The sequence below is a fragment of the Candidatus Pedobacter colombiensis genome (assembly GCA_029202485.1).
GTDB classification, from domain to species: domain Bacteria; phylum Bacteroidota; class Bacteroidia; order Sphingobacteriales; family Sphingobacteriaceae; genus Pedobacter; species Pedobacter colombiensis.
Map to the genome: position 1 here is coordinate 1,524,606 of CP119313.1, position 16,594 is coordinate 1,541,199.

At 38.3% G+C, this 16,594-nt stretch carries 15 protein-coding genes; 6 read left to right on the plus strand and 9 right to left on the minus strand.

The genetic code is table 11. The features are described 5' to 3' along the window. Positions 1-16 precede the first annotated feature (16 nt). Positions 17-703 carry a tRNA (adenosine(37)-N6)-threonylcarbamoyltransferase complex dimerization subunit type 1 TsaB gene (tsaB, locus tag P0Y49_06400; protein WEK20765.1) on the plus strand — a complete coding sequence of 229 codons (687 nt, stop codon included), beginning with the start codon at positions 17-19 and terminating at the stop codon, positions 701-703. On the opposite strand, the gene P0Y49_06405 is transcribed toward tsaB, so the two are convergent. Together P0Y49_06405 and P0Y49_06410 are read right to left on the minus strand one after the other, a co-directional pair. Further along, the gene (locus tag P0Y49_06405; protein WEK20766.1) at positions 704-2,131 is read right to left on the minus strand and encodes a DUF5723 family protein; all 1,428 of its coding nucleotides are present in this window, start codon (positions 2,129-2,131) and stop codon (positions 704-706) included. A gap of 15 nt (positions 2,132-2,146) precedes the next feature. Next, entirely contained in the window at positions 2,147-3,721 is a 1,575-nt protein-coding gene (locus P0Y49_06410) for a hypothetical protein (GenBank protein WEK20767.1), read from the minus strand. Positions 3,722-3,831: 110 nt separating this feature from the next. On the opposite strand from P0Y49_06410, the gene P0Y49_06415 reads away from it, so the two are divergent. The 3 genes from P0Y49_06415 to P0Y49_06425 all read left to right on the plus strand — a co-directional run bounded on the left by P0Y49_06415 (position 3,832) and on the right by P0Y49_06425 (position 7,452). Continuing rightward, positions 3,832-4,218 carry a DUF423 domain-containing protein gene (locus tag P0Y49_06415; GenBank protein ID WEK20768.1) on the plus strand — a complete coding sequence of 129 codons (387 nt, stop codon included), beginning with the start codon at positions 3,832-3,834 and terminating at the stop codon, positions 4,216-4,218. Positions 4,219-4,220: 2 nt separating this feature from the next. After that, entirely contained in the window at positions 4,221-6,695 is a 2,475-nt protein-coding gene (gene priA / locus P0Y49_06420) for a primosomal protein N' (GenBank protein WEK20769.1), read from the plus strand. A 100-nt stretch (positions 6,696-6,795) separates the two neighbouring features. Further along, positions 6,796-7,452, plus strand: coding sequence for a protein-L-isoaspartate(D-aspartate) O-methyltransferase (locus P0Y49_06425; protein WEK20770.1), 657 nt, complete (start codon positions 6,796-6,798; stop codon positions 7,450-7,452). Positions 7,453-7,475: 23 nt separating this feature from the next. On the opposite strand, the gene smpB is transcribed toward P0Y49_06425, so the two are convergent. The 3 genes from smpB to P0Y49_06440 are packed head-to-tail and all read right to left on the minus strand — an operon-like array spanning position 7,476 to position 10,475. Continuing rightward, the gene (gene smpB / locus P0Y49_06430; GenBank protein ID WEK20771.1) at positions 7,476-7,925 is read right to left on the minus strand and encodes an SsrA-binding protein SmpB; all 450 of its coding nucleotides are present in this window, start codon (positions 7,923-7,925) and stop codon (positions 7,476-7,478) included. Between the two features lie 23 nt (positions 7,926-7,948). Continuing rightward, complete coding sequence (locus P0Y49_06435; GenBank protein ID WEK20772.1) at positions 7,949-9,820, minus strand: Nramp family divalent metal transporter; 1,872 nt, start codon at positions 9,818-9,820, stop codon at positions 7,949-7,951. Between the two features lies 1 nt (position 9,821). Then, positions 9,822-10,475 carry a metal-dependent transcriptional regulator gene (locus P0Y49_06440; GenBank protein ID WEK20773.1) on the minus strand — a complete coding sequence of 218 codons (654 nt, stop codon included), beginning with the start codon at positions 10,473-10,475 and terminating at the stop codon, positions 9,822-9,824. 137 nt (positions 10,476-10,612) lie between these two features. Here P0Y49_06440 and P0Y49_06445 point away from each other — a divergent pair, with 137 nt between their 5' ends. Beyond that, positions 10,613-11,083, plus strand: a complete 471-nt coding sequence (locus P0Y49_06445) for an Lrp/AsnC family transcriptional regulator (GenBank protein ID WEK20774.1) — start codon at positions 10,613-10,615, stop codon at positions 11,081-11,083. 63 nt (positions 11,084-11,146) lie between these two features. On the opposite strand, the gene ung is transcribed toward P0Y49_06445, so the two are convergent. Continuing rightward, on the minus strand, positions 11,147-11,824 hold the full coding sequence (gene ung, locus P0Y49_06450) for a uracil-DNA glycosylase (GenBank protein ID WEK20775.1): 678 nt from the start codon (positions 11,822-11,824) through the stop codon (positions 11,147-11,149). A gap of 88 nt (positions 11,825-11,912) precedes the next feature. On the opposite strand from ung, the gene P0Y49_06455 reads away from it, so the two are divergent. Next, positions 11,913-12,452 (plus strand): DUF2892 domain-containing protein, encoded by a 540-nt coding sequence (locus P0Y49_06455; protein ID WEK20776.1) that lies wholly within the window; start codon positions 11,913-11,915, stop codon positions 12,450-12,452. 45 nt (positions 12,453-12,497) lie between these two features. Here the strand turns inward: P0Y49_06455 and P0Y49_06460 are convergent, their stop codons facing one another. From P0Y49_06460 to P0Y49_06470, 3 genes are all read right to left on the minus strand, one after another. Then, on the minus strand, positions 12,498-12,707 hold the full coding sequence (locus tag P0Y49_06460; GenBank protein ID WEK20777.1) for a hypothetical protein: 210 nt from the start codon (positions 12,705-12,707) through the stop codon (positions 12,498-12,500). Between the two features lie 85 nt (positions 12,708-12,792). Further along, positions 12,793-14,514, minus strand: coding sequence for a lysine--tRNA ligase (gene lysS / locus P0Y49_06465; protein WEK20778.1), 1,722 nt, complete (start codon positions 14,512-14,514; stop codon positions 12,793-12,795). Between the two features lie 127 nt (positions 14,515-14,641). After that, complete coding sequence (locus P0Y49_06470; protein WEK20779.1) at positions 14,642-16,555, minus strand: long-chain fatty acid--CoA ligase; 1,914 nt, start codon at positions 16,553-16,555, stop codon at positions 14,642-14,644. Positions 16,556-16,594 lie beyond the last annotated feature (39 nt).

Below are 16,594 nucleotides of genomic sequence, written 5' to 3' on the forward strand. Positions count from 1 at the left end.
CTTTAATCCCAATATTATGGCCACAATACTTCAAATTGAAACCGCTACCCAAGTTTGTTCTGCTGCAGTTTCTGTAAATGGGAAAACCATTGCCTTAAAAGAGGAAATGGCGAGTAACATCCATGCAGGCAGTTTGACTTTGTTTATTAAGGAGGTGATGGATACAGCTGGATTACAGTTTACTGATCTGGATGCCGTGTCGGTAAGTAAAGGTCCTGGTTCTTATACAGGTTTGCGTATTGGGGTGTCGACAGCTAAAGGTTTATGCTTTGCGTTGGATAAACCGCTTATTGCTGTAGATACCTTGCAGATGATGGCGGCTGGATTTTTAGTGGAGCAGGCGGGTGCTGAAGGATTGATTTGCGCAATGATAGATGCCCGTAGGATGGAAGTTTTTACAGCGGTGTTTGATGCTGATTTAAATTATGTATTACCTACTGAAGCAAAAATTATTGATGAAAATAGTTTTGCTGCTGAGCTGGCCCTTGGCAAAGTTACCTTTATTGGTGATGGTGCAATGAAATGTGCTGCGGTATTACAACATGAGAATGCTGCTTTTTCTGAATTAAATTTTAATTCGGCAGCTTATATGAGCCAGTTGGCTTATAAAGCCTTTACAGCTGCTCAGTTTGAGGATGTAGCGTATTTTGAACCTTTCTACCTGAAAGACTTTGTGCTTACTACACCAAAAAAGAAAGTTTAATCATCTCTTTTTAGAAAAAACGCTGAAGAGGCGTTTGAAAAAGCTGCTTTCCTCATCATCTATGCCCGGCATAGTACTGCTATTTTGAGGGTGATTTACAACGTTCCCAAACTTTATTCCTAATCCCATATAGAATGAGGCTGCATTGTAGCCACTTCCAATAGTAGGGTCGCGTTTTATTGTTCCATTAATTTGTGTAACAGTTTTGAAGAGATTATCTGAGCCTAGAAAGACTTCAAAGTTGGGTGTTTGGTACATACCTTGTACTCCTACTAAAAACAGGTTATTGAAATTGTAAGTAGGGATAACACTTAAGGATAATTCTTCATATTTGATTTTATTTACAAATGCTGCGTCACCGCCTTTGTAGAAGAGGTTTTTAGATACAATAAGGCCAGGTGTGTAAGTAAGCGGGTAGCTTATTTCATAGGCTTTCGAAACCATGAAATCTACTTTTGCATTGGTAGCCGTTAAAAAGCTTTTGTTTACAGATTCGTCTGTAGTGATATCAGTGATTTCATTTTCAACTTGCGAAGGAGTTTTTTCTGCCAGATTCTCTATGTTAACCTGTGCATTGATCTTGTTTACATAACCTGTTTTTCTCCAGGCTATAAAGCCCAGATCCTTTAGGTTCGCCATGATAAAGACTCCACTTTTGGCGTTATAGCTGGTACCAAAGCTAACAGACATCCCCGGGTTTTTGAAAGTAGGTGCCAGGGTCGAATTTGATAGGTCATCTGTTTTTAAGAAGCTGGCTTTGTAACTGCCTTTTGCCCTGATATTAATTAAATTATTTGCCGGGTCCATAAGGAAATAGGAGTCGGTTACGTCTAGACGGTTATAAGCAATCCCACTTAGAAGACTGAATTTAGCACCAAAGGCAAGTCTTTTGTTGTAGTTTTCTCTGTAAGTAACACTAAACTGGTGGTAGGATTGTTCGTATCCATCGTTGTTAAAAACACCATCATAGGGATTGGTATCAAACCTTTTGTAGGTGTCGAGGATAGCGAGGGTTTCATTAGTATAATCTATATGGGCATCGCTCCGTATTTGCCAGGAGAAGCCTAGCTCTTTCTGATACTTATAGGATTTAAAAATTTTTAAAGTTAGTAAGTAGATATTCGTGTTTTGATGAATGGTATTGACATCACCAGTTCTGAGCTTAAGATCTGCTGCATTGTACTTTCCTTCATTGAGGATTTTACGGATAAAATCTGAATTTCCTTTAATGGCAGCATTGAGTCCAAAATAAGGAAGAAAGAAATTAGACGAAAATTTCCTGGACGAATCCAGAACAAATGTTTTTTGAGCAGGGTTTTCGAAACCGTCAAACAGTGTTTTTGTATTAAATAGTCCGTATTGCTGAGCCTTTAAAAGAGGGGCATTACAGCTGAGGATAACGCCTAGAACAAAGTACTTTTTTAACATGGGGATAATTGGATACTATAAAGCTAAAGAATCTTTTCGTAAAACATCAGGTGTTTTGTTGATTAAGATGTTGGTTTGGAATTTACCATTATCACCACTCAACTGATAAGTGAAAGAATCGTATTTTTTTAATCCCTTGTCGGACTGTAAATCTTTATCATAAGATGGGTAGATGTTTTTGCTGAAGATGCTGGTAGAGTTGGCATGGTCTATATAAACACTAATGCTTGAATTGCCCGGAAGCTGATTGTTGGCACCGATGTAATTTGTGGTGTTGATTAAAAGGTGGTTATTGTTGTAGTTGTTTAAGAATGAAGTCAAGGTACTTGCATTGTTTGCAAATATCATATAGTTATCAAGGATAATATAGAAAGGTTTTTTAAAACCTTCAAATGGCAGTCCGAAATAAGCATAGAGCATATCATCTTCCTTTAATAGTTTAATTTCGTCATTGTAATCCTCGCTGAGGTCTATTAATAGCTGCATCAGTTTATCTCCGTTGGTTAAATTTATAGCACCAATTTTTTCTGCCGTACTGAGTTGAAAAGTGATCAGCTGGTCTTGAAAGTATTTAGGAAATATATCGTCCAGATTAAGGTGATACCTGGTATTGATGTCTGTGATAAGTTTAGTTACTCTTTTGTCCTCATGTCTGCTTAAAAACCAATGGTTTAGCTTTTTTCTCCATGGAAGGTAATGATCGACAGCAAAGATCGTATAAGATGAAGTATTGATAGGAAGGATATTCTGGATATTGATCTTTTGGGCATTAAGGTCGGAAAAGAGGTTGTAATAGTTATTTGGATTGTTGGCTATTGTAGTACCTGTAAGTAGGATTTTGTCCTTACTGTAGTTGTAAGTTAGGACTGCAAACGAGTTTTGATTTTGTAAGCTGGACAGCTCTCCATTTAGTTTGCCAGGAATGATGTTTTTTAGCAGCGTCGGTAATGTATTGAAATTAATGTATAACTGGGCCAGGCTGTTTTTATTAAATCGGTTGCTGGCCTGAATGTATTCGGCAAATTTGTCGTCCTTGTCTTTTAAGTTTTTAGCTAAAACAGTGGTTACCTGCTGTGGAGAATTAGATAGGACAACCAGGTTCCCTTTTATACCCAAATAAAATATGGTGCTATCTGCCAGCGTTACTTTATTTAGGTTGTTCAGAGGTTCAAGTTGAGTTCCGCTCGCTTTTATGGCATGGAGTAATTGTGGGGTATGACTTGGGTTGTTGAGTTGGGTAATACATAAAATGTCCATTTCCAGATTGTTTCCGGGAACAAAACTGAAGTATACATTTTGGTTTTCTATAGACTGACTCACCTTTGGTAAGGCGAGTACATATTTTTTTAAGGAAGTTAGTTCCTTGTATCTTTCGTCACCCAGAATTTCATTAAATAGTTGCTGCTCTTTTAAGATATCGGTTATGCCTTTTTCATTTTCAAAAGAAAATATAAATCCTGAGCTGGAAGTGGCAGCAAACAAGCCTATATCAGAAGTGCTATGATTAGCATTGAGCTTAGAAAAATATAAATAGGCCATCGTAACAATGGCAATAAGCAATAGGATGATACTAATTATAATCTTTTTCATTTGTTACTTACAAATTTAACTGAATAGTTTGACTATTTAATTTAATCAGCGTGATTACTGGGGAAATGCTGGCAAGTTTGTTAATTTTGTGGTATAAAAGCCGATCTATCATGAGCAGACGAATTATTTTAACCGCATCTTTATTTGGTGCCATAGCCGTAATGTTTGGTGCCTTTGGTGCACATAGTTTAAAGAATGTTTTAAGTTCGGGTAGTTTAGAGATATGGGCCAAAGGTGTTGAGTATCAGTTTTATCATACGTTGGCTTTGCTTTTTCTCTCGCAGCTTGCTGTTGGGAACGAGAAGCTGGTAAAATGGTCGTACATTTTCTTTACACTCGGCATCGTACTTTTTTCAGGCTCGCTGTATTTGCTGGCTACAAGAGATATTTTAAACATAGGTTTTGTAAATTATATAGGTCCAATTACCCCAATAGGTGGTTTATGTTTTATTCTTGGATGGGCATCATTATTTGTTAGTGCATTAAAAGGTAAGTAACAATGGATGATGGACTGCTGGAATTTAAAGAACGGGAGACACTCTTCGTAGAGGTTGTTTTACCCTTATCCTTATCTAAAAATTACATATACCGTGTTCCGTTCGATTTGAACGAGCACATAGCCGTTGGAAAGCGGGTAGTGGTTCAGTTTGGTAAGAATAAAATTTATACGGCGCTTGTTAAAAGCATTAGTCAAACTGCCCCTGAGCATTATCAGGCAAAGTACATTATTGATGTCGTAGATGAGCATCCGATAATTACTGCAAATCAATTGCAGTTATGGGATTGGATGACCAGCTATTACTTATGTAATGAGGGCGATGTGATGTCGGCCGCATTGCCTACAGGCTTAAAGCTGGCCAGTGAGACCATTATCGTGAGAAAGGATGATGAGCCTGTTGAAGAGGTTTTGACGGATAAGGAAAGCATTCTGATCAATGCATTAAATAACCATAAGCGTTTAACAATTGATGATGTCTCTGCTTTACTGGGACAAAAAACGGTTTATCCGATTATCAATTCGCTGCTTGAAAAAGATCTGATTTATATTGCCGAGGAGGTTGTAGAAAAATATAAGCCATTATTAAAATCATTTGTTTCTCTTAATCCTTTTTATCAGGAGGAGGAAAATCTGAAGCAGTTGTTTGAGATATTAGAAAGGGCGCCTAAGCAGTTAAATGCATTGCTTACTTATATTAAGCTTTACAGGCGGCAAAATTTAATTCCTAAGCATGAACTGCTGGAAGAGAGTGGTTGCGGGCAGGCGGCCTTTAAAACGTTGCTAGATAAAGGAATATTTAAAGTTGAGAAGCTACCTGTAAGCAGACTAAAAGAAAATGATGATGATTTTGTGCTGAATTTTGAACTGAGCGAAGCTCAGGGGAAAGCTTTAAGACAAGTCGAAACAGAATTTGAGGAAAAGGACGTGGTGCTGCTGCACGGGATAACGGCTTCCGGTAAAACTCAGATTTATATCAAGTTAATCGAAAAGGCAATTGAGGATGGGGGACAGGTTTTATTTTTGTTGCCGGAAATTGCTTTAACTACTCAGATTGTACAACGAATTCAACGTTATTTTGGTGATGCAATTGGCGTATACCACTCTAAATTTAACAACAATGAAAGGGTTGAGATTTGGAATAAGGTATTGAATGGTAAATACAGAGTCGTTTTGGGAGCCAGATCTGCTGTGTTTCTGCCTTTTAAAGAGCTAAAACTGATTGTGGTAGACGAAGAACATGAGTCGTCTTATAAACAGCAGGAACCTTCGCCCAGGTATCAGGCCAGGGATGTTGCTGTTTACCTGGCACATTTGCATCAGGCAAAGGCTATTCTAGGCTCAGCAACGCCCTCGTTGGAAAGTTATTACAATGCAGTTAATCATAAGTATGGACTGGTATCTGTAAATGAGCGTTTTGGTGGGGTAGAGTTACCATTACATGATGTGGTGAGCATCTCGGAAGAAACGAAGAAGAAAAAGATGGTTTCTTATTTTTCGACGAAGCTGATTGATGAAATCGCGTATACTATGGAGCAAAAGGAGCAGGTAATTCTGTTCCAGAATCGCCGCGGTTACGCCACCATTCTAATTTGTGCTACCTGTGGGTATGCGCCTAAATGTGTGAATTGTGATGTAAGTTTAACATACCATAAAACAAGTGGTAAGTTACATTGCCATTATTGCGGGTATCACCAAAATAGTATAAATATATGTCCGGCATGCGGCTCAGTGCACATCGAGCAAAAGGGTTTTGGAACGGAAAGAGTGGAAGAGGAGCTTAGCCTGATTTTTCCGGAAGCTAAAATTGCACGATTGGATGTGGACAGTACACGCACCAAGAATGGGCTACAGCAGATCATTTCTGATTTTCAGGAAAAGAAGACTGATATTTTGATCGGTACGCAAATGGTAGCCAAAGGTTTAGATTTTGATAATGTTACGCTGATTGGCGTAATTAATGCAGATACACTATTCAATTATCCTGATTTTAGGGCATTTGAGCGGAGTTATCAGTTGCTTGCTCAGGTTGCAGGTCGTGCAGGAAGAAGAGATAAGCAAGGTAAGGTAATTATTCAGGCTTATGATGATGCTCATCGCATTATTAATCAGGTCATAGAAAATAAGTATCTTGAAATGTATAATGATGAGCTTACTGAACGCAAGTTGTTCCATTATCCTCCCTTTACCAGATTGATATTTATCAATATTAAACATAAAGATCAGGATCTTTTAAATGTAGCTGCTCAGCGCTTTGCTTCGACGCTTAGGGTTCAGTTGGGTAAGCGTGTATTGGGGCCGGAGCAGCCTATTGTAGCGCGAGTAAGGAATTATTACATTAAACAGGTGATCATCAAAAGTGATAAAGATACCTCCATCCAGAAAGTTAAATCCATCTTAAAAGATACGATCCTTCAGTTTCAAACTGAAAAAGACTATCGTAGTGTAAACATACAGGTTGATGTAGATCCTTACTAGATTTTATTAGGATTGATCCTGTGTGAATTAGACTTCATCGGCTTATTTAGACCCGAAAAGATTGAGTTATTAGTTTTCAAATCGTTAAATTTGAGGTGAAATGGCATACAAGTTTGTTGATAATTACAGAGAGCAGGGGGCAAGAAAACGTTTGGTAGTTCACCTTGAAGCGAGAGGGATAGCGGATAAGAAAGTACTTAAGGCAATAGGAAAAGTACCAAGACATTTCTTTTTTGATGAAACCTTCTGGAATCAGGCTTATAAGGATATTGCGTTCCCTATAGGTGATGGACAAACTATTTCACAGCCATATACTGTGGCTTATCAAAGCGAACTACTTCATGTTAAAAAAGGTGATAAGGTTTTAGAAATCGGAACAGGTTCCGGTTATCAGACTTGCATACTGATGGAGCTGGGCGCAAATGTTTATACAATAGAACGTCAGGAAAGTATATATAGACATACCATTCGGGTTTTGCCAGGAATGGGCTATAATGCACATTTCTTTTTTGGTGATGGATCAAAAGGGATTGCTGAACATGCCCCTTATGATAAAATTATTGTAACTGCGGGAGCTCCCTTTGTGCCTGAAGCATTGCTGAAACAGCTTAAAATAGGTGGAATATTGGTAATCCCGGTAGGGGATGAGAATTCACAAAAAATGGTAACGGTAATCCGAATTAATGAAACAGATTATGATAGGATTGAACTGGATACCTTTAGATTTGTACCTCTTGTGGGCGACCAGGCCTGGTAGCGGGGAGTCAGGATTAAGGACCGTTAGATTTTCATTGCCCGGTCCATTTCTCTTTTAGATTCCCTGTCTTTGATACTATCTCTTTTATCGAATTCTTTTTTACCTTGTGCAAGAGCTATCTCTATTTTAGCAAAACCTCTTTCGTTGGTAAAAATGCGTAAGGGTACTATGGTATAGCCCTTTTCTTCGCTTTTTGCTTTAAGCTTTTTAAGTTCTTTTTTATGAAGCAGCAAAACACGGTCACGTTTAATCTCATGGTGATGAAAAGAGCTGTGGCTGTATTCGGAGATATGCAGATTCCTTACATAAAGTACATTGCCAATAAACATACAGAAAGCATCTGTCATATTGGCCTTACCTTGTCTTATCGCCTTTATTTCGGTACCTAAAAGGGCTAATCCGGCATTATATTTATCAATAATGTGGTAGTCGAAAAAGGCTCTTTTATTTTTTATTTGGACGTCGTTTTTCATAACAATCCGCTAATATCTCAATTTTATCTCACAATAAGCACAGGAATGGATACTTTATGGCGAACAGAATTGACTGTAGTTCCTAGTATGAGGTCTTTTAGCCCCTTATGTCCGTGAGCACCCATTACCAATAACTGAAGATTATTCTCGTTGCTGATGGTCACAATTGCTTTTACCGTACCACCATAACCTATATGTGGGGTGGATTCATAACCTAATTCGGCCAGATTATCGCAGTATTTTTGAAGGTTTTCTGTATCACTCTTTGTTTCGTAATCTAATACTGAATCTCCGTAATATCGTGCAGCTGCAGTTTCCACTACATGTATCAGGTAATAATGAGCGTGTTTGCCACCTTGAATAAGCGCGTGACGTATGGTATTGCGATCGTTTTTAGAGAAATCTACCGTAATGCCTATGCGGGTGTAATCGATCTTTTCGACATGTTCAATGTCAAGTGCTTCTCCATGTGGTACGATGTTGTTCTCTCTTCTTAAATGAGCGACCAATGGATATATAAAGATATACAATAAGAATAGTCCTATCAATATAGCTGCAGGAACCACTAAGACATAAATATACCAGCCTCCTTCTGCTCCCCAGGTTTTGACTTCTTCAATAACCAGTTTAACATTTAGGGATACTATGACAATAGCGCTTACCCAGGCTAGAATTTTTAGCCAGGTTTTTATGGCGAAGCCTTTCATTAATTTTTTATCGGATGTAAAGTGAATTAAGGGAATTACAGCAAAGCCCAGTTGTAAACTTAAAACAACCTGACTTAAAATAAGCAGCCCGCTTAATGCATCGTCGCCGTACCACAGGATGGTGCAAAATGCGGGTATAATGGCTAGTAAGCGAGTTATTAATCGGCGTAACCAAGGTCGTATACGTAGTTTAAGGTGGCCTTCCATTACAATTTGTCCGGCTAAAGTTCCGGTAATGGTAGAGCTTTGCCCGGCAGCAATCAGCGCAATGGCGAAAAGGGCAGGAGCTACATTGCCGAATATGTTTCTAAGGAGTTTGTGCGCGTCCTGTATCTCGGCAACTTCGTGTAGGCCATTTTTGTAAAATGCAGCAGCAGCAAGGATAAGTATCGCGGCATTGACAAAAAAAGCAAGGTTTAAGGCTACTGCAGTATCAATGAAATTGAATTTTATAGCTTCTTTAATGCCTTTGTCATCGCGTTCAAATTTGCGGGTTTGCACCAATGACGAGTGGAGGTATAGGTTGTGTGGCATTACAGTAGCTCCAATTATACCAATGGCGATGTATAAAGCTTCTCCTGATAACATGGAGGGCTGAAATCCTTTTGCTATTTCTTTAAGTGAGGGTTCTACAATAAACATTTCGGCCAGAAATGATAGCCCTACTATAAATACCATGGAAACAATAAATGCTTCCATTTTACGCATGCCTTTGTTGAGTAAAAAAAGAAGGAGAACGGTATCGAAAATGGTTATGCTGATACCCCATATTAATGGTAGTCCAAACAATAGGTTTAATCCTATAGCCATTCCTATAATTTCTGCCAGGTCGCAGGCTACGATTGCGATTTGCGCCAATCCAAATAAAGGAATATTTGCCCATTTTGGATAAGCATTTCTGGATGCCTGTGCAAGATCGAGCCCTCTTACAATACCTAAACGGGCACTGAGTGACTGCAATAGTAAGGCGATAAGGTTTGACATGAGTAGTATCCATATTAACTGATAACCGAATTTACTACCGCCTGCAAGATCAGTTGCCCAGTTGCCAGGGTCCATATAACCCACACTTATTAAATATGCTGGGCCTATAAAGGAAAGGATGCGCCGCCAGCCAGTGCGCTTGTCGGTATCTATACTTTGATGTACTTCGCTTAAGGATTGGGTATCTATATGTGAGGTTTTCATATTACAATTTAATAAGGATATGTTTGGCAACTTCCCGGCTTACACTGATTTTTTTCTCTTCTAACATCAATTCAACCGAGCCATCAAAATCAGTGATTTCTTTTATTTTAAGTTTTTTTCCGAGGGTTAATCCTAGTTTTTCAAGGTGCTTTAAGAATATGGATGAGTGTTCGCTAACACCCATAATTAAGCCTTGTTCGCCTGGTTTAAGTTTGTTGAGCTTGGTAAATGGAATGGTATCAAATTGTCCGTTTTTATCGGGAATAGGGTCGCCATGAGGGTCGCTTTTAGGGAAAGCCAGAAACTCGTCCAGCCGTTCGATTAGCTCAACAGATTTAATGTGCTCCAGATCTTCGGCGATATCGTGAACTTCGTCCCATTTAAAGTTTAACTTTTCTACCAGAAAAACTTCCCACAGGCGATGTTTACGTACAATATTAATAGCAGCTGATTTGCCACTTGGTGTTAGTTTAACTCCCTGGTATTTTTTATAGTCGATCAATTGCTTATCAGCCAGTTTTTTTATCATATCTGTAACAGAGGCGGCTTTGGTCTGCATTTTTTCTGCTATTGCATTTGTTTGTACAGCTTCATCATTGTTTTGCGACAAATGGTATATGATTTTCAGGTAGTTCTCTTCAGTGAATGATTGCATTTTTGTTTGACTAACTATATGTTTAGACAAATCTAAAAAAATAGAAGAGAAATAAACGATAAATTATCGGTTTTTTTTTAGAATAAAATTTGGTGCGTAATGTATTCTTATTCTATCTTTGGACATACTTTAAAATAATGGCGACAGAACTAGATAAAACGGATTTTAAGATTCTTAAATTGTTACAGGAAAATGGTAGGATGACCAACTTGCTTTTATCTCAGGAGATTGGACTTTCACCAGCCCCAACATTGGAGAGAGTAAGGAAACTAGAGGTTTCGGGGTTTATTAAAAGTTATCATGCCTTGGTTGATGAAGAAAAGCTAGGCTTAGGAATAAAAACCTTTATCCAGGTTCAACTGGATTTTCATAAGAACAATACGATTCAGATTTTTCTGGATGAGGTAAATCAGATTAAAGAAATTACGGAATGCCACCATGTGACAGGCCAGGCTGATTTTTTACTTAAGGTGTACGTGAATGATATTAAAGCTTATGAGCGTTTGATTATGGATAAGATCAGTAAAATATCTGTAGTGAAGACGTTTCAGACGATGATGATAATGTCTACTACCAAGAAAGAACCTATCGTTCCTTTGGAGTACTAGATTTAAGAATTAAAAATGAAAGGGCCCATGTCACATCATTGATGATCTGGGCTCTTTCATTTTTTAGGAGATTTGCCAGTTAATTGGGCTTTGTCCTTGCTCAATTAGTTTAGCATTGGTTTTTGAAAAAGGCCCACTCCCCAGAAAGCCATTATAGGCTGAAAAGGGTGAGGGGTGTGCTGCAGCAATGATGGTATGTTTACTTTTGTCAATTAACACCGATTTATTTTGTGCATATCTTCCCCATAATAAAAAGATCAGCCCCGTTCTTTTTTCAGACAGTTCACTAATAATTTTATCTGTAAAGGTTTCCCAACCCATTCTTTGGTGCGAACCGGCTTCATGGGCTCTTACTGTTAGTGTTGCATTTAGCAATAAAACACCTTCATCTGCCCATTGGGTTAGGTTGCCATGATTGGGAACAGAAAAGCCGGGTATATCTGTAGCTAATTCTTTATATATGTTTTTTAAAGATGGGGGTACGGCAATGCCTTTTTGAACAGAAAAGGATAAACCATGGGCCTGTCCGGTACCATGATATGGGTCTTGTCCAAGAATAACCACTTTTACTTTATCAAAAGGAGTATGGTTTAATGCACTGAATATATCTTCACCTTTAGGATAAATGATATGACCTTTTTGTTTTTCTTCAAGCAAAAAGGTTTTTAGGGATTTCATATAAGGTTTTTCAAACTCATCGCTTAAAACTTTTAACCAGCTTTCTTCTATGGAAACGGACATCTGTTATTTCTTTTTTTGCTGAAATTATCACTTTAAATCTACTTTTTGGTATTTAAACACGATATTTGCAAAAAAAATACAATAGAATATGCCAAATGTAGTTCGTCTTATTTTAGGTTTTGCAGTGTTGGGTGGTGCAATAGCGCTTATGATCTTCGGTTTTTGGGGATGGGGTGTTTTGGCCGTTTTTATAAGCATCTTAATTATAGTTACTTATTTCTTTAATGAGAATATGTTATTGGCTCAGTGGTTTCTGAGAAAAGATAATATGGGTAAAGCGGAAGCTTACTTAAACAGAATAACCAATTACGAAAAACAATTGATTAGAGTGCAGCATGGTTATTACAATTTATTGATAGGCTTGATTGAATCAAGAAAAGCACCAATGCAGTCAGAGAAATATTTTAAGAAATCTCTTTCTTTAGGAATGCATATGGATCACAATATTGCTTTGGCAAAGTTAAGTCTGGCAGGAATTGCAATGGCTAAGAGAAATAAGAGAGAAGCTCAGATGTACTTAACTGAGGCAAAGAAAGCGGATAAGAATAAATTGCTTGCTGACCAGATTAAACAATTGAAAGATCAGCTTGGAATGATGGACAGACAACAACAAGTAAGATACAGGTAATCAAACCTATAAAAATAGCGAAAGGCCACATGCAAATGTGGCCTTTTATTTTTCGCTTAATCTGTCAAAATTTTCGTTCTCTTCCGAGTAAACTCCTCTGCTGATGATATCATCTTCCATATCATTTTTGCTGAAGAACAATTGCTCCGATTGTATTCTGGTGATCAACTGACGTATTAAGGTCAGATCAAAGGACTCTTTGTTAAGTTTTATACAGTATTCTTTCTCTGTGATTTCTAGACTTGAACTGTTCATATACTTTCAATTTAAATATGTATAAAAATAAAAAAAGCTTGCTACAGTTTTTGTAGCAAGCTTTTAAGTTTATGTTATTTATATGTTAAGAAAACCAGGCTGTAACCTCTTCTTTCGAAGGCATGCTTAAGTCCAGTTTAAGTTTTTTACGCATTCCACCCAGGTCATTAAATACTTTGTTAGGGTTTGCTGCTTTCAGTTCTTCTATCGTGTTGATGTTCATTTTTCTGATTACCTGAACCCATTCAGCAGGAATACCGGCATTTACAAAATCTTCATCTGTAGTTACTTTAGCTTTCTTCTCCGGTCTCATCTGAGGGAAGAATAATACTTCTTGTATGGTGGATTGATTGGTCATTAACATTACCAAACGATCAATACCAATACCTAATCCTGAGGTAGGAGGCATCCCATATTCTAGTGCACGGATAAAATCATCATCCATGGCCATAGCCTCATCATCACCTCTTGCAGCCAGTTTTAACTGATCTTCAAAACGCTCACGTTGATCAATAGGGTCATTCAACTCCGAATAAGCATTGGCTATTTCTTTACCCATTACAAATAGCTCAAAACGTTCTACCAGACCTTCTTTGCTTCTGTGTTTTTTAGCAAGCGGGGTCATTTCAAGTGGGTAATCTGTAATGTATGTTGGCTGAATCAGGTTGGCTTCAACTTTTTCACTGAAAAGTTCATCAATTAATTTTCCTCTACCCATGGTAGCATCAATTTCAATATTCAGACTTTTGCAGGTCGCTTTAAGTTCCTCTTCTGTCATATTGGATACATCGATGCCGGTATATTTCTGGATCGACTCGTACATGGTCAGTTTTTCGTAAGGACCTTCGAAGTTGATTTCGTGCTCGCCAACTTTTACAACAGATGTTCCATGGATAGCTACTGCAACTTTTTCCAGACATTCCTCTACCATTTCCATCATCCAGATGTAGTCTTTATAGGCTACATAGATTTCCATAGAAGTAAACTCAGGATTATGGGTTCTGTCCATACCTTCATTTCTGAACATCTTTCCAAACTCATAAACACCGTCAAATCCGGCAACGATTAATCTTTTTAAGTATAATTCGTTAGCTATACGCAGATAAAGCGGCATATCCAGCGTATTGTGATGCGTAGCGAAAGGACGTGCGGCAGCACCACCGTGGATAGGCTGAAGAATTGGCGTTTCCACCTCCATCCATCCCTGGTTGTCGAAATAATTACGCATGGTATTGATCACCTTAGAACGGCTTATGAAGATCTGCCTAAAGTCAGGATTTACGGTAAGATCCACATAGCGTTGTCTATAGCGCATTTCCGGATCGGTAAAGCCATCATAAATATTGCCATCCTCATCACGCTTCACAATTGGTAAAGGTTTTAATGATTTAGACAATAAGGTGAGTTCTGTAACGTGAATAGAGATCTCGCCGGTTTGTGTAGTAAATACATAACCTTTAACACCAATAAAATCACCCAGATCCATTAGTTTTTTAAATACAGTATTATATAGCGTTTTATCTTCATCTGGACAAAGGTCATCTCTCTTTAAATAAACCTGTATTCTGCCCGTTGAATCTTGTAGTTCTACAAAGGAAGCACTACCCATAATACGACGGCTCATGATACGGCCTGCAATACTGATGTTCTTATAGGCAGTTTTATCTCGTTCGTAGTTCGCTAATATGTCTGCAGCATTGGCATTGATTTCAAATGCTTCGGCAGGGTAGGGATTGATCCCAAGCTCACGTAATTGGCTTAACGAATTACGGCGCAATACTTCTAGTTCTGATAGTCCTGTACTCATATATTTTTTGTATCTGGCATCAAGCCTGATACCTGATTTTTTTAAAAATTAAAATTAGGCAAAAATAGGGATTTACCTTAGTTCTTTATGTCGATCGGAATAAGAAACGTAAAATATTTTAAACAGCTTAATCTGCATCAACAGCTTCAGTATACATTTCATTAATAGCAATGGCATATTTTGTCTCAATAACCTTCCGCTTCGGCTTTAAGGTTGGTGTAATCTCGCCCTCTTCGAGGCTAAAAGGATTGCGTTTGACCTTAAAGTTTTTAATGCGTTCGAACTTCGCCAATTCATTGGAAAGCTTTCTTATATCCTGACCAATCCAGTTGATGATTTCTTTTTCATCAATAAAAATTTCGGGTTTCAGAAAGAAAGATTCAGGTAAGTTGAATGCTTCCTGCATGTTCTCTTTATTGGGGATGATGATGGCGGTAAGGTATTCACGCTTATCACCAATTAGAAAAACCTGGTCTATTTTAAGACTTTTCATATAAATGCTCTCTACCGGGGTAGGGTAAACATTCTTGCCATAAGCATTTACAATCATGTTTTTCAAGCGATCGGTAATTTGTAGGTTTCCTTTGTAAAAACGTCCGATATCACCAGTATGGAACCAGTTGTTTTTATCAATGGCTTCAGCTGTTTCTGCTGGTTTATTAAAGTAACCTTTCATTACACAATGGCCTCTGACAATGATTTCTCCTTCTTCACACTCAAAATCTTCCTGGAAGGATTGATAAGTTTGAATGCTGATCATTTGCTTGGTTTCTACATGTTGGATGCCAACTTCAATACCTGGAATTATCCTCCCAACTGTACCATATACTTGTCTGTGAAATTCAGTCACAGACATTACCGGCGAAGTTTCAGTTAATCCGAAGCCCTCCAGAATTTTTATTCCCAGGTTGCCGAAGAACTCACCTACATTTTTAGGTAATGCGGCTCCACCCGAGATCATAAACTTTAACCTGCCCCCGGTTTTTTCTTTAATTTTGCTAAATACGAGTTTTTCTGCCAGCACTTTTTTCGCACTGAGTACCATTCCCGGGTTTTTACCCGCTTCTTTAATTCTTCGGTACTCCTGACCTATTTCTAGCGCCCAAAGGAATATTTTGGCTTTTAGGCCACCACTAGCTGTACCGCTTTTAATGGCTTTGTCGTGAATTTTTTCCAGCAATCTCGGAACACAACTCATTACGGTTGGTCTAACCTCTGCCATGTTTTTAGCCAATAGGTCCAGGCTTTGCGCAAAGGCTATTTTACATCCTTGTGCACAGCAAACATGATAGGTTGCGGTACGTTCAAATACATGGGATAAAGGGAGGAAAGACAGAAAAGTTTCTGTTTCGTCAATCACCGGTATTTGCTGTAAACAAACTTTTACATTTTCAACAAAATTGCTGTGCGTTAACATTACGCCCTTTGGAGTTCCGGTAGTTCCGGATGTATAAATTAATGAAGAAATGTCAGCAGGATGCACGGTATTGCGGATTTTACTGATTTCTTCAAGCTGGTCCTGACTTATCTTTCCTGTTGCAGCAAGTACTTCATCAAAGCTGATTATCTGCGCTTTTAGATCTTCTGGTATAGCGACTTTTGTATACTCTGGGAAAGCGGGTATAATATATTCCAGATGCCTGCAATTGTCTGCTACTTTGAGTATCTTTTTATAAAGAAATGTATTCCCTATCAGTATGGCCCGCATACCCGAATCATTTACGATGTACGCAACTTCTTGCTCGGATAGGGTAGGGTAAATAGATACATTGATGGCGCCTATTTGCTGTATTCCCTGATCGTAGTAAACGTATTCAGGGGAGTTTTCTATCATGAGGCCCATTCGGTCACCTTTATGGATGCCCTTAGCCAGGAAGAATGCTGAGACAGCATCGGCACAATCCAGGGTATGTTTATAAGAAATCTCCTCCCATTTTGTGTTTTTTTTGTGGATTAGGAATGTTTCTTCCGGTTTGTGAATGTTTGCCACTACATTTCTCAATAAAGTTGGGATCGTAGAGTGCTCATTAAATAATTCCATTGGTAAAGTTGCTTTGGGTGCTCATAAAAATAGGCCGGT